Source organism: Salinimonas marina (assembly GCF_015644725.1).
Lineage (GTDB): Bacteria > Pseudomonadota > Gammaproteobacteria > Enterobacterales > Alteromonadaceae > Alteromonas.
Genome location: NZ_CP064795.1, coordinates 2,492,424 through 2,506,926, shown reverse-complemented (window position 1 = coordinate 2,506,926; position 14,503 = coordinate 2,492,424). Strand labels below are relative to the sequence as shown.

Annotated in this window: 11 protein-coding genes; 4 read left to right on the top strand and 7 right to left on the bottom strand. The window is 49.5% G+C overall.

Features of this window, described 5'->3' with window-relative positions:
* Nucleotides 1-305: 305 nt before the first annotated feature.
* Nucleotides 306-722: an SRPBCC family protein gene (locus tag IT774_RS11240; RefSeq protein ID WP_195809862.1), complete on the top strand. Its 417-nt coding sequence runs from the start codon at nt 306-308 to the stop codon at nt 720-722.
* A 76-nt stretch (nt 723-798) separates the two neighbouring features.
* Here the strand turns inward: IT774_RS11240 and IT774_RS11235 are convergent, their stop codons facing one another.
* Both IT774_RS11235 and IT774_RS11230 read right to left on the bottom strand, forming a co-directional pair.
* Entirely contained in the window at nt 799-2,958 is a 2,160-nt protein-coding gene (locus IT774_RS11235; RefSeq protein ID WP_195809861.1) for a M3 family metallopeptidase, read from the bottom strand.
* A 196-nt stretch (nt 2,959-3,154) separates the two neighbouring features.
* Nucleotides 3,155-3,637 carry a GNAT family N-acetyltransferase gene (locus IT774_RS11230; protein WP_195809860.1) on the bottom strand — a complete coding sequence of 161 codons (483 nt, stop codon included), beginning with the start codon at nt 3,635-3,637 and terminating at the stop codon, nt 3,155-3,157.
* Nucleotides 3,638-3,989: 352 nt separating this feature from the next.
* Between IT774_RS11230 and IT774_RS11225 the strand changes: the two genes are divergently transcribed.
* From IT774_RS11225 to IT774_RS11215, 3 genes are all read left to right on the top strand, one after another.
* Nucleotides 3,990-5,747: a GGDEF domain-containing protein gene (locus IT774_RS11225; protein ID WP_195809859.1), complete on the top strand. Its 1,758-nt coding sequence runs from the start codon at nt 3,990-3,992 to the stop codon at nt 5,745-5,747.
* Nucleotides 5,748-5,898: 151 nt separating this feature from the next.
* Nucleotides 5,899-6,108 (top strand): hypothetical protein, encoded by a 210-nt coding sequence (locus IT774_RS11220; RefSeq protein ID WP_195809858.1) that lies wholly within the window; start codon nt 5,899-5,901, stop codon nt 6,106-6,108.
* Nucleotides 6,054-6,323, top strand: a complete 270-nt coding sequence (locus IT774_RS11215; RefSeq protein ID WP_232364964.1) for a phosphate-starvation-inducible PsiE family protein — start codon at nt 6,054-6,056, stop codon at nt 6,321-6,323. Before IT774_RS11220 ends, IT774_RS11215 begins: the two co-directional genes overlap by 55 nt.
* 137 nt (nt 6,324-6,460) lie before the next feature.
* Here the strand turns inward: IT774_RS11215 and IT774_RS11210 are convergent, their stop codons facing one another.
* The 5 genes from IT774_RS11210 to IT774_RS11190 all read right to left on the bottom strand — a co-directional run bounded on the left by IT774_RS11210 (nt 6,461) and on the right by IT774_RS11190 (nt 14,308).
* Nucleotides 6,461-9,619 (bottom strand): efflux RND transporter permease subunit, encoded by a 3,159-nt coding sequence (locus IT774_RS11210; RefSeq protein WP_195809856.1) that lies wholly within the window; start codon nt 9,617-9,619, stop codon nt 6,461-6,463.
* Between the two features lie 12 nt (nt 9,620-9,631).
* Nucleotides 9,632-10,789: an efflux RND transporter periplasmic adaptor subunit gene (locus IT774_RS11205; RefSeq protein ID WP_195809855.1), complete on the bottom strand. Its 1,158-nt coding sequence runs from the start codon at nt 10,787-10,789 to the stop codon at nt 9,632-9,634.
* Nucleotides 10,790-10,918: 129 nt separating this feature from the next.
* Complete coding sequence (locus tag IT774_RS11200) at nt 10,919-11,524, bottom strand: PqiC family protein (protein ID WP_195809854.1); 606 nt, start codon at nt 11,522-11,524, stop codon at nt 10,919-10,921.
* Complete coding sequence (pqiB, locus tag IT774_RS11195) at nt 11,521-13,167, bottom strand: intermembrane transport protein PqiB (protein WP_195809853.1); 1,647 nt, start codon at nt 13,165-13,167, stop codon at nt 11,521-11,523. Before pqiB ends, IT774_RS11200 begins: the two co-directional genes overlap by 4 nt.
* Entirely contained in the window at nt 13,160-14,308 is a 1,149-nt protein-coding gene (locus tag IT774_RS11190; RefSeq protein WP_195809852.1) for a paraquat-inducible protein A, read from the bottom strand. The genes pqiB and IT774_RS11190 overlap by 8 nt, the downstream gene beginning before the upstream one ends.
* Between the last annotated feature and the right edge of the window lie 195 nt (nt 14,309-14,503).

Here is a 14,503-nt window from a genome sequence, read left to right as displayed (position 1 = left end):
CGACGTTGCCCGACTTTTTTAAGACGCGCACTGTTATCAATTTTTTGTAATGACAACGCGTTATGAGAAAAAGGACGTCTATAGCTGAGCGCCGGGCAGCGTATCTGGAACGATATTTTTATAACGGTCAATGCTGCAACAGCAGTGTAAAGCATCCTTTGAAAAATGCGAATAAGATTATCCATTGGTATAGATTCTTCGAGTTTTGACACTGCCAGATATCTAAATAGCGGAGACACTGCTATTACTTAATCAAGCCCGGGTTGAACGTTTGGTTTACCTGAGTAAGGCAGGAGTAACTGTACATGATCGTCCTCAATATCAGGATAAATGCCTCGCTGGAAACCACCTGGCTGGTTTTAACACAGCCAGCCGCTATTCAGCGCTGGGCTACCAATCCTGGCGGCTGGCGGTGCCTATCCTACACCGGGCACTTTATGGAAGGCGGCAACTTCAAACTGTTATTAAAGGGCGAGGCTGGGAACTGGCATGCCAGTATACAAGGTCACGTCGACCAGATAATACCCTACCGTAAAGTTTCTATTGCCATAAACGGCGGCGAACGAATAACCGTAACATTAATGCCGCAGGGCGAGCAGGTAAGTTGTGAGTGCTGTGTAACAGGTGCGATGGATGACAGTGTGTTTAGCAAAAATATTCACCGACTGATACTGACCCGGCTGAAAGATTATATTGAACAACTAGCGCGCCTGGCGGGGTAAATTGTAAGTCTATGAGGCAGGAAGATAGGGCCACACACCCAGGCGTTATTCTAGCCTGAGTGTGGGCGCCACTGGCTCAGTTATCTAAGCCACGGCGCTTCATCAGCGCATCGACCTGCGGTTTCTGACCGCGAAAGTCGATATAATTTTGCATTAAATCTTCGCTGTTGCCTTTAGACAAAATCTCTTTTCTGAACTCATCACCATTGTCCCGCGACAAGCCGCCTTCACTTTGCATATGGGCAAAAGCATCGGCTGCCAGTACTTCGGTCCAAAGGTAGGCGTAATACCCGGCAGAATAACCACCGGCAAAGGTGTGGCTGAAATAGTTCGACTTGTAGCGTGGTGCAACTGGATCGTAGTCAATACCATGCTTTGCCAACGCCTGCTGCTCAAAACGGCCGACATCTGAGACCTGCTGGTCGGCCTTTAACATGTGCCATTCCATATCAATCAGAGCCGCAGCCAAATATTCAGTGGTGTCGTAACCCTGATTAAATTTAACCGCTTTAAGCAGCTTGTTAAGCAAGGCCTCGGGGATAGGCTCTCCAGTTTTATAATGTTTGGCGTAATTGGCCAGTACTTCAGGCTCAATCGCCCAGTCTTCATGAAACTGTGAGGGAAACTCTACAAAATCCCGGGCCGTGGCGGTGCCTGCCAGGCTCGGGTATTTTACATCTGAAAACAAGCCATGGGCGGCGTGACCAAACTCATGGAATAAGGTGGTCACTTCATCAAAGGACAACAAAGTAGGTTCACCGTCGGCGGGTTTCACTATATTTTGCTCGTTAAACACCACGGGTTTGGTGTTATTCATATGGCTTTGGGTGACAAACTCGCTCATCCACGCGCCGCCCGCTTTGCCTTCACGAGCATAGGGGTCGAAGAAGAACAGCCCAATGGCAGAGCCATCCTGATTAAATACCTCAAATGCCCGGGCATCCTCCACGTATAACGGCAGGTCGGTACGCTCTTTGAACGTAATGCCATAGAGTTTTTTCATGGCAAAAAATAAGCCTTTTTCCAGCACATTATTGAGTTCAAAGTATGGCTTTACCTGCGCATCATTCAGGTCGTATTTTTGCTTACGGACTTTTTCGGCATAATACGCCCAGTCCCAGGGCTTAACCGCACCACTGACGCCATCGTCATGCATAACCTGTTCGATATCGGCGGCTTCACGCTTAGCCTTCGCGACGGCCTTAGGCGCTAAATCATCCAGGATTTCAAAAACATTGGCCGGGGTCTGGGCCATTTGATCATCAATTTGATACGACGCCCAGTTTTCAAATCCTAATAGCTTTGCTTTGCGAGCCCGTAGGTTAGTGAGTTTCAAGATAATGGGCGCATTCACATCCATTGCCCGGGTTGCCGACTGGCGCCAGATTTGCTCGCGCAGTCCCCGGTTTTCCAGGCTGGACAAGATTGGCTGACGGGTGGTATTCACCAGACTAATCAGATAACCATCTTCCCCGGCTTTTTCTGCCGCGGACTTAAGGTTAGCTTTTTCGCTGTCGGACAAGCCTGCAAGACGAGCTTCGTCAGTTACAACAATGGTATCGTTTTTAAACGAAGCCAAAATATTTTGGGAAAACTTTGTTTGCAGATTAGTGATTTCTTTATTCAGTTCTCGCATTGTGGCTTTGTCAGCGTCTGACAAATTGGCACCGGCACGAACAAATTTTTTGAAATAAAATTCGGTCAGTCGCTGGTCAATGGTACTGAGTGACTCACGGTTGTCATAAACCTTTTTCACTCGCTCAAATAATTGTTCATCCAGCAATATGTTGTCAAAGTGGCCGGCCAGCCTGGGTGCCATCGCTGCTTCAATACGCTGAACCTCATCATTAGATTTGATGCTGGAAAGATTGAAAAATACCGATTGGACCCGAGTTAGCCGACTTCCGCTTTTTTCAAACGCCAAAATAGTATTCTCAAATGAAGCCGGTGCTGACTGGTCGGCAATTTCTTGAATTTCTTTGGCGTGCTCGTCCATGCCCAGGGCAAACGCTGGTTCATAGTCGCTTATTTTGATTTTATCAAACTGCGGGGTCTGATAAGGCAGCGGGCTTGCGGTTAGTAACGGGTTCGAAGATTTATCCGGCATGGCTTTAACGGTATCGGTGGAAGGCTCAGGTGCAGCCTTAGATAAAGATTCAGATGTTGCCTGATTGCCGGAACAGCCGGCCAGGACCAGCGCGGTGGTTATCGCGGTGGCAATTAATGTTTTTTGCATAGGTATCTCCGAGGTAGTAAAGGCCAGCAGACATTTTTGCGAGCACTGGGTCACAATGTAACCACAATGTAGCAGTGTCACCCCGGCGGCTCAATTGATTAACGCGCTAAGATACTGAAATAAGGCTCAAATACTACCAGTGCCAGGTATCATACGCGCATTGTCTATGCGCGATGAGCAGGTTGAGTGTTTGTTTTTAGCGGTTCGCGAAGTGGGTGAGGGCATCGCCTGAGAGGCGGTATCCCAGCCATTCTGATTTTGCTACGGCGCCCAACGACTCGTAAAAATCAATGGCAGGCTGATTCCAGTCCAGCACACTCCACTCAAAACGGCCACAATTGTTGTCGATGGCATGCCGGGCCAGATATTTCAGAACTTCAGTGCCGGCGCCCTGACCGCGAAAATCGGGGGTAATATACAAATCTTCCAGGTACAAGCCATTTCTGCCTTGCCAGGTCGAGTAATTGTAAAAGTACACAGCAAACCCCACGGGCTTATCGTCTTTCTCACACAAAATACAATGGGAAGTGGCGGTATCTCCGAACAGGGTGCGCTCGATATCTGTCACCGAAGCTTCTACTTCATCAGCGGCCTTTTCGAAGGTAGCCAGTTCGGTAATAAACTTAAGAATTTGCTCACTGTCAGTGAGCCGGGCGGCGCGTATAGAAAATGCAGACACAAAAAATTCCTTATTGCTAAATAATTGACTTTAACACAGGCTAAAAACCGGCCAACGGACCCTGAAGGCCCTTAGCTGATGCTGTTTTACCTTTGTAAATGCTTTTTGATAATGAATAGGTTACGTTAAATTAATAGTTTAGATTTAACAAATCTGTACTTTTAAGGCGCCGACCACAACGGTATAGTAGGTCTTCGCCGTACTGAAGTTGCAAGGGCAGAGAAACTTCAGCGTATTACTCCTGCCGTTGGGTGTATCCTTGAAAATTATACTATGCTTCCTACTGCTATTGGTATGCATAGCCGGGCAGGCTACAACCATATCGCAGTACGATAAAGCCAGACAAGTGGCTATGTCGACGCAGCACGCCGCTTCCGGTGGGTTGCAAGAATTGCCTGAAATACTGACCAGCCAAACCCCTGTGGCGGACTATTACCGGCTTTCTCTACAATTTGCATCAAAAATTGCTGAGGCAGAACCTGTAACCGATGAGCTGCTTGAGGCTCTTACTCCTTATCCCCGGGTACAGTTAGAAGCGCGGTTACTGCAATGGGCTCAGCACACGCCCACCACCTATCCCAAGCGCAACTTGCAGCTGCAACAGTTACTGGAGGTGGCGAAACAGAACAACTGGCCCCGCCTGGAACGCTGGGGGATTCGGTTGCTGGTTGAACGGGCGATGGTCCATGGTGACTATATGACCGCCATCATGAATATTCAGCGCATTGTGGGTTCAGCCAGTGCCATCCAGCCCTCAGCCGGGGTGTTCGATTACCCCTTATCGCGTGCCTACCTGGATATGGCAGACGCATTTTTCTATCTGGGCGACGCCGGCATGTCGCTGGAGTTTTGTCAGTTTTATAAGCAGTTCTTAACCCACGATGCGCACCAGATGGCGCAGGGCATGAAATGTGAAATCCGGGCCTATACCCATAATGGCGCTTATCGCACGGTATGGCCGCTGCTTAGTGAGTTTAATCAGCATATTGCTGGTTTTGGATTAAGTAAGGAGAGAGTCGAAGCGGCGTTGGCAGCCAGTCGGGTCTATTTGCACAAAGGTGATTATCGGTTAGCCGAAGAGTTTGCCAAAGAAGCGAAGTTTTTGGCCCGCCACAATCAACTTGAGTTTGGACCATGGCGTTACCGCTACGCCCAGCTTCGTCTGGAGGCAGCCCTGGGGCGTAAGCAGGTAAGCCTGGCCCGGGAATTCTGGCAACAGATGCTCAATGCGTACGGCGAAACCACAACCGTTACCTCACCGGCCTATGAACATGTGCGTCAGCTTGAGCTGGAAGCAACCTTACTGGGCCTTGAGCAGAACTATCAACAGGCCAATGCGCTCTACCGGCAAATTCATAGCTTAGAGCACGAACAAAAAAAACAGTTTCGTTTGCTGGAACAATTATCGGCTTTTACCAATGAGATCAGCCGTCAGCAATTATCCTTTTTACAACTACAGGCGCAGCTGAATAAATCTCAGTCGCGTAATATGAAGTATCTGGCAATGGCGGCGGTGCTGACTGCCGTAATTTTATTGCTGATGTTGCTCAGAGTGGTGTATCTGAAACGCAGGATTGAGCAAAATGTGGTTTACGATGGCCTGACGGGGCTGGATGCACGCTGGTTTGCCCTGAGCAAAATTCAGCGAAAACTGACCCGAAGAGCCGAACCTGGCTGTGTGGTATTACTGGATATCGACCACTTTAAGGATATAAACCGGCAACTGGGGCCGTGTAAAGCAGATAAAGTATTGATTGAGCTGGCGCGCTTTTTCAAATATGAAGTGGGTACTAACAATATTATTGGCCGCTATGCCGGCGAACAGTTTGTATTTAATTTATCGAACAGCCTGTTAGACGATGCCATCGGATTTGTCGATAAACTGAAGCAGGCGCTAGCTCAGCATCAGTCCAAAGCCGCCGGGCCACTTAGTCTTGCTAATGTCGGGCCCATACGCTTTTGCGCCGCGGTGGTCGAGGCAGACTGCAAAACCAGTATGGATGACATCATGGAGCTATGTGAACAACAGCTCAAAAAGGCGAAGTCCCGCGGTCGCAATCAAACCCGCAGCGCCTCGCTGGTGTGTCGGGCTAAATGCCAGAATGGCTGAAGCTTCCCCTCCCACAAAAAACTGGCTGGTAGCTTTTTTGGTCACTAGTATAAAGTAAGTGCGGTTATCAGCATGGTGGCAAGGTACCTGTTCTGAGTATGGAGTAGGGCGGCCTGTTGCTTGTCAGGGTGTGCCACCCGGAGCCCTTCCTATGAAAATAAGTATTCGGCGAGCAATAACCTTTATCCATGCGGCTAAACGATGGATGTCACTGTGTGTGCTGGCATTTATGATGATCATCGTGGCCGCCTCTATTGTCGAGCTGGGCATCATTCTGTTTATGGATATTTTTGACCCCCCGACGATGTGCTCTTTCTGGATATCAGCGAACTGCTTAATATCTTTGGCTTCATCTTTTTAATTTTGATTGGTTTCGAACTTATGGAAACGGTCGAGATGTATTTCAAAAAGAATGTAATTCATGCAGAAATAGTGTTGTTGGTGGCGGTTATTGCCGTTGCTCGCAAGGTGATATTGTTAGATCTGGAGAAATACGATCCGCTGGCCATTGTGGGGCTGGGCGGCATCATAGTGGCATTAGGTACCTGTTACTATCTGATTAAACGCAGTCATTAGCTAACTGGCCTGTGGTGGGGGAGGTGACAATTGCGCCGACCGGCGCAGGTAAGCCTGGCGTGTAACCGCAAAGCCGGCACCCAGGCCGGCTGTTTGGTTATTGGTATACGCTATCCGCTGATACGTTGGCACTGGTGTTAGGTTTCAGATTGAACCGGCTCAGGGTCGGAATGCCCGGATGATCGACGAAACAAGCGTTTGATGCGTCGACTCAGAAGGCCAAAACCATGACTGATATCCTGCAATACCATATACAGACAGGGCACCAGAATCAGGGTCACCAGGGTGGCATACAAGACTGCAAAGCCAAGCGCAGCCGCCATCGGTACCACAAAGGCCGCCTGTAAGCTGGTTTCAAACAAAATCGGCAAGACCCCGGCAAAGGTAGTGATTGAGGTCAGGGTAATGGCTCTGAAACGCGCCATGCCGGCTTCCACTACCGCTTCTTTAATGCTGTAGCCTTGTGCCCGTCGCTGATTAACATAATCGGTCATCACCAGTGAGTCGTTTATTACCACGCCCGAGGCGGCAATGATGCCGAAAAATGACATCATGGATAAATCCAGCCCCAGTAGAAAATGGCCCCAAATAGCCCCGGTCATACTAAACGGAATGACGGACATAATGATCAGTGGCTGACCGTAGCTTTTGAGTGGCACTGCCAGCAACACATACACCATGATCATCGCGGCGATAAAGAACAGCTGTTGCTCGCTTTGCTGCGCCTGCTGTTCTTCAATAGCACCACCCAGTTCACTAAGCACCGATGGGTAGGCTTTTTGAAGCTCAGGAATGAGATTCTCGTTCACATTCTCAATGACTTCATTTGGCTCCACCGTTTCCTCATCAATAGAGCCCCACACATAGACACTGCGATAACCCCCTTCGCGGCGAATATAGCTGATGCCGGGCTTTTCACTTAGCAGGGCAACATCGCCCAGCATCACTTCCTGCCCGCTGGCGGTAGTAATGACCGAGTATTTGAGATCCGCAAAACTTTCGCGCGTCAGTTTGGGGTAACGCACCATTACCTTAACTTCTTCACCGTTACGGATAACCCGCTGGGCTTCGCCACCATAAAATCCTGCACCTACCTGACTGGCGATATCCGCCAGACTCAGCCCCAGGTCATAGGCTACCGGGCGTAAGGTCAGCTGCACTTCTTTACTGGCCGGATCAATGGTAGAGCTGACATCAAATAACCCGGGCTCCTGCTGTAACATCTCAATAAACTTGCGGCCTGCCGCATTAAGCTTATCAATATCCGCGCCGAACAATAAGAAGCCAAACTCCCCATCACCGCCGCCGCCGTTCACATCATCATAAATCTGCAACGACTTCATACCGGCAATTTCGGGCAGCTTTTCACGCCAGCGGCGGGCCAGTTCAAAGGTATTGAAGGGACGTAACTTTTCGTCCACCAATGGCACCACTACCCGGCCTTCGGTGCGATTACGATTAAACGCCAGCACGTCACGTACAATTCCCTGGCCTGTTTCTTCGGCAATGCTTTTATCTACCTGCCAGATAACCGCTTCAATCTCTTTTAAGGCGTCGATAACCGCGGTATCTGCCACGTTTTCGTTCATTTCTATTTGAATGCCAGGAAAGTCGTGGGGTACTTTTGGATTGGGCACCGTGCGTACATAATTGGCTACAATCAGCCCTACACTGATGCAAAGCACCGCAAAAAACAGGGCAAACACGGTATAGCGCCAGTTAACCGCACGTTCGACAGTGCGCCGATACGGCCCCCTGATAAAGCCGTTGAAATTTTTATTAAAGCGGGCTCGCCAGGTGTTCTCTTTAACCGGTGGGAATTTGGTATGGGCAATATGGGCAGGCAGGATCAGCTTTGACTCAATCAGGCTGAACACCAGACACAGAATCACCACCACGGAAATGTTGTAGAAAAATGCGCCTTCTGGTCCGCTACTGAGCGTGGAAGGCGCAAATACTGCGATGGTGGTTAATACCCCAAAGGTAGCAGGCGTAGCAACACGTTTGGCACCGCGCACCACATTGTCGATACCGCCACCTTTTTGTTCAACTTCGGTGTAGGCGCTTTCGCCGATGACAATGGCATCGTCCACCACAATCCCCAGCACCATAATAAAGGCGAATAGCGAGAGGATATTAATGGTAACGCCAAATAAGGGCATCATCATAATCGCGCCTAAAAAGCAGATGGGCAGACCCAGCATTACCCAGAAAGCCAGCCTGAAGCGCAAAAATAATGTCAGTAACAGCGCCACCAGTAACGCCCCCTGGGCCAGATTCGACAGCATCATATTCAGCCGGGCATTCAGGTAGTAGGTCATATCGACCAGAATTTCCAGAGAAATTCCCGCCGGCAGGGTTTTATTGCGCGCTTCGATATAATTTTTAACCGTTTCTGCGACCGGGACAGTGTCCTGAGTACGGGTGGCTTTCACCGCAATATAAATAGAGTTTTTGCCTGAGTAATTAAAATACCACTCACCTTCGGTAAACCCATCCCGGATGGTGGCCACATCGGATAACAATACCCGGGCGCCCGAATCGCCCATTTTTACCGGGATCTGCCCAAAGTCAGCACCACTGTAATACTGGTTTTCAACCCGTACCGACACCAGGCCGGCATTGGTTCGCAGCTGGCCGGCAGAAATATTGGCTGAGTACGCGCGGATCGCACTGGTAACCTCGTTGATGGTCAGGTTGTACTTGCGCAGCATATCGGGTTTGATTTCAACTGCAATTTCATCATTGGGGTAGGACACCTCTACCAGGGAAACATTCTCAAGCTGCAGCAGTTCATCTTCAATTTCCCGGGCCAGCGGCTTCAATTGCTCTAAAGGCACATCACCTACCAGCGGCAACTCAATGACCTGTTGCTGGAACTCTTCCTGATAAATCGTCACCGGCTCCATACCAGCGGGGAAGGTTGCAATAGAGTCCACCCTGAGCTTGACCTTATCGAGCACCTCGGCCAGTTCGGCCTTTTTATCTATCTCCAGGGTCACCCGGCCATTATTTCGAAATGCCCGCGATACCACTTGTTCAATCTCGGTAACATCCTTGATGGCTTCTTCAATCTTGATCATGATGCTTTCTTCAATTTCCTGCGGCGAAGCGCCGGGATATTGAGCAGCAATACTGATGTAGTTAAATTCGATATTGGGAAACATCTGACGCTGAATAGTGCTGAAACTGGCTAAACCTACCACCAGAATAAAGCCCATCAACAGGTTGGCCGCCACAGAGTTGCGGGCAAACCACGCAATTAACCCACGATGGGTCTCGTAATCAGTTTTCATAATGGTGTCCTGTTACCGGGCGGGGCGCTGGGCGACTAAATCATCGTGATTGGTTTTTTTCAGCACTTTCACAGCCATACCATTTTGCGGGTATTCAGGCGGGGTCATAACAATTTCCGCCCCGTTGTAGCTGCCTGAAATCAAAAAGTCACCGCCTTCCTGGCGTAATACATTGACTTGCTCAGAATAGAGTTTGCCGTCGCTATCCAGCAGCCACATCTGATTATTGGTGATCAGTTCCTGCGGTACCCGGTATACATCATCCAGCGTTTTACCACTGAACGCGACATTCACATAGGTACCAAATTTTACTTTAGGCGAGTTGGTACGCAGCCCGTAGGGATCGTCAATTCGCAGAATCAAATGGGTCATGCGGGTAGCAGTATCAATAATTCCGGCGTCGCGATTAATGGTGGCAGTAAATTCCTGCTGCTGGCCGTCATCAATGGATACCACCGCCGGATGGTCAGAGAGCTGCGCCGGTAAAAACGCCCGGTCAAACCCAGCTATCGGAAAGGTCACTTCAGCGGTTTCGACATTATTGAGGGTGGCCGTCAGTGTGCCAGCGGTGACATAGTCACCCACACCAATTATCCGTGATACGACTAATGCATCATAAGGGGCGTTAATAACACAGTTTTCTAAATCACGCTGAGCAATCTTTAATTGCGCCTGGGCCGACTTCAACGCCGCCTGGGCGCTGAGCAACTGAGGTTTTCGTAAGTACAGGTCGGAAACGCGGCTCGAGGGTAAATTTTTGGCTTGCTGCTCAGCAACTCTGCTTTGAGCCTGTTCCTGAATTAACTGGGCCTTGGCAGAGGCGAGGGCGGCTTCAGCCTGCAACAACGCGGCTTCATAGGTGTCTTTTTCTATCGAGAACAGGGTATCACCGCGTTTGACCAACCCGCCGGCCACAAAGGCTGGGTTCCAGCTGATCACTTCACCGGTGACCTGTGCGGCCAGGCGGGTGGACTCCAGCGGCGTCACTTCACCGTAAGAGGTGATTTGTACCGTGTAGTTTTGCGATGACATGGTATCAACCGTAACCACCGGCCGGGTATCCAGCTTTTCAGTGATGGTTTCATCTGAAGCTGTGGCGATGACGGCCCAGGCACCCAAACCGCCCAGAGCGATAACCGCCAGCGGTGCTACTAGTTTTATCCATTTCATAAGAGGTTGCTTCTTTAGCCAATTTTTTTCTATTTTATACCTCAATGATAAGACAAACTTTGATTAAATGTAACGTAATGTTTTTCTAATGTAAAAATCTCCGCATAGCGACGGCTGGCTTGTTTCAAGTTATTGATTAGGCATGGTTTTACTTTCTGATGAAGCATCATATTGCGAAACATTTGTGGCAATATCTGCGGCCAGCCCGGCCACCAGTTTGCGCATTTGTACCACTGCGTGAGCAAAGCCATCCTGGTTCAGCGGCCGCCGAAAATCAAAGCGCTTCATCCGCGGCTCGGCCTTACCCGGATACAACCAATAATGGCCCTTAAGAACCACTTCGTTATCGGCGGTGGCGATAAAGTCGTCTACATGCAGGGTTACCGAACTTAAGTCCCGGTTCTGATAGACACCTTCAGGCACCACGTCAATTTGTTGTTCCTGCCACAATGAGGCGTTCAATGACTGTGACAAGCCGCTTGCCAGCGGTTCGGCCCATACATGGGTGGCAGAAAAATACACGGTAGCCGGACCGGTTTGCATGGCCAGCCCCCGCTGCTTCAGATAATTCGGCATGGTAATGCGGTTAAAACGAATATAGCTGCTGGCCGACTGGGGTTTAGCCGCTGCCTGGGTAGGCGAATGCAGCAGATAATAATGTAAATCAGCGGCATTGCTGGCACAGCCGGCTAACAGCAATAGACTCAGGCCGGTAACGAACAAACGAAGCCTCATTGGGGATCTCCTTTAGATTGTGCTTGGGGCTGCAAATCCTGTTTGCGATCGCCTGAAAAAATAAAGCTATTGGGGGTCTGGTTTAGCTGTAGCAACAGCGGTTGCAGATTACGCAGGGTGTCCTGCATCGCATCCACCGTATCTTTTATTTCGGCCGGACTCAGTCCGCCCTCAGAATAATTTTTAAGCAGCGCTGACATATCAGTGAGTACCTGATTCAGATTTTTATTGAGCGCCCGGACATCCACATCCTGCAGGGTTTTATCAAATTCGGTGCTGGTTTGCTCAAGAGACACCGCAGCAGACTGCATATCGGTTACCGCTCCGCGAACATCTGCGACCATGTCGTTTAATGGCAAGCGGTTGATTTTATCCAGAATGGCATCGGCTTTCTGGGTTATTTGGGTGAATTCATTAGACGCGGTGGGGATCACCTCCAGCCCATTTACCGTTTCTACCGGTATTGGTGAGCTATTTTGGGCATGGTGTAAATCAACATACAGGCCGCCGGTTAACACATTGCCCATCCGCAACGTGGCACGCAAATCACGCTCAATCCAAGAGCTGACGGTTTGCTTTACTTTTTGCAAGCCCACCAGATTATCCTGCTGGCGAACCTTGCCCGGATAAATATTGATTAATACCGGGATGGGGTGATCTTCATCCAGAATATTGCCTTCCATCTGATTCACTGCGTTAATTTTGATTACCTCACCAATCTCGATACCACGATATTCCACGGGGGCGCCGACAGTTAATCCACGTACGGTTTCATCAATTAACAACAAATATTCGGCGGATAATTTATAGCGGGCATTAGATGCGGCAGTTTCATCTGAATACACCATAAATGTGGCATCCTCTTTAACCAGCTCTCCCGGTAGAATGCCTTTGGGAATGCCGAAAGTAACGCCGTTGGCCAGTAACGTTTCCAGACTGCCGGTTTCCACTTTTACCCCACTGGAACGAAGCTGTAATTTGACCCCGCTAATATTCCAGAAGCGGGTGTTGTGGGTGATAAGCTTATGGTAGGGGCTTTCAATAAAGGCGCTGTAATACACCACCCGTTCAGCGATGTTGAATTCAGCCTCTTCAAATTCGCCTACTTTGAAGCCTTTGTAAATAATCGGATCCCCTGATTTAAACGCAAACCGGTCATCGCTTTTCAAGGTCAAATGCAGGCCCGGCGTTCCAGGCGGCGTGGCGGGGGGACGTTCCAGCGCCACAAAATTGCGTTTTTCTGCGCCTTCTTCATTGCCCGACATCGCAATATAACTGCCTGACAACAACGTATTCAGGCCGCTGACTTCTGAAAAGCTGATGCGCGGGGCAACTACCCAGAACTGAGTGTTTTCAGTTAACAGCCGCTCGGCGCTGGCCTCCATTCTGGCGGTCACCAGCACCCCGTCCAGGTCTGGTTTCAGTTCGATTTTTTTCACCTGACCCACATCAAAATCACGCACTTTGATGGTGGTTTTATTGGCTTCAATACCACTGGCGGTTTTCAGTTCTATGGTGATGAGCGGCCCCTGATTTTGCCATTGGGTATAGACCATCCAGCCACCCACAATCACCACCAGAATCGGGATGATCCAGATTCTGGAAATACGTCGGGTTGACTTTATCTTTGCACTTTCACTCATCAATATTTTTCCTGTCTATCCATATTAGCCTTGAGTCAAAGGTGATAGCTGCCACCATCGTGACAAACACCACCGCACAAAAGGCCAGTGCCGCGGGGCCCGGGTACACCGATATGGTACTGCCCAACTGAATTAAACCTACCAGAATCGCCACCACGAAAACATCTATCATCGACCAGCGGCCGATGGCTTCTGTAAACCGATAAAATTTTACCCGGGTACGCCGACGCCCCGTAAACCGGTGCTGTACCGTAAAGTTAAGCCAGGCCAGGATGGCGATTTTGGCTACCGGCACCACCACGCTGGCCACCAAAATGACGATGGCGACCGGATAGGATCCTGATTGCCACAACGAAATTACGCCGCCAATAATCGTATTCGGCTCGCTGCGACCAAATAATTCGGTGTGCATAATGGGTAAGGTGTTGGCCGGAATGTACAGCAACGCGGCCACCAACAACAATGCCCAGGTGCGTTGCAGACTGACCGAGGCCCGCGCCCGGCTCAGCGTTTTTGGTTTTGGTAAGTGGCCGCGGTACAACCATAAACCCAGGCGGTTTTTATCATAGTTTACCAGCGCCAGGGTTAGGCAGACGGCAAAGCCGATAAACGCATAAAACGACATGCCATAGCTGACCTCCGCCAGAGAGGTAATCTTGATCAGACTGACCAGGGTGCCCACCATAAATACTTCAGCCATGCTCCAGCGAGCCAGTTGGTTGACGGTGGTATACATCGCCCTGGCGCCCCGCCAGCGGCGGTTGCGAATGCAGAATAAGGAGAGGCTGCCGATCCCGAACATGACAATGGCCGGAATCACCAGAATCGCCAGGGCGGTAATTATCGCCAGCGAAAGATAATCTTTGGCAATCAATACATTCAGGGTATCGGTAATATTGATACTGTGTTGCTGGCCATTGCTTTTAAAAATCAGAAAATTGAACGGCAGGCTGAGTAATAAAAAAAATAACCCGGAGGCGGCAAACGCCAGGCAGTGTTCATGGCCGTTTTTGCGAAAGGTTAACAACTCATGTTCACAGTTGGGGCAAAAGGCTTCCTGGCAATGCTCCAGTGCTGGAATGTCGACCGAGGTGTAGCATTGATCGCAGGTAATATTGATTTGTGGTGCGGTTGCGCTCATAGATTATCGCTGTGTGTCAAACATAAGTACGGCCTGCACAAGAGATTGCGCAATATTCGTCAGAACCATGGTTAAAACGCAAAGATGCCAGCTAAGATCATTCTTTGCTTTTTAAAAAGATTATAAAAAGAATAGCTTAGACCACCTCAAATTGACATAAAAAAAGCCGGTTGAGAAACCGGCTTGTAAGATTAA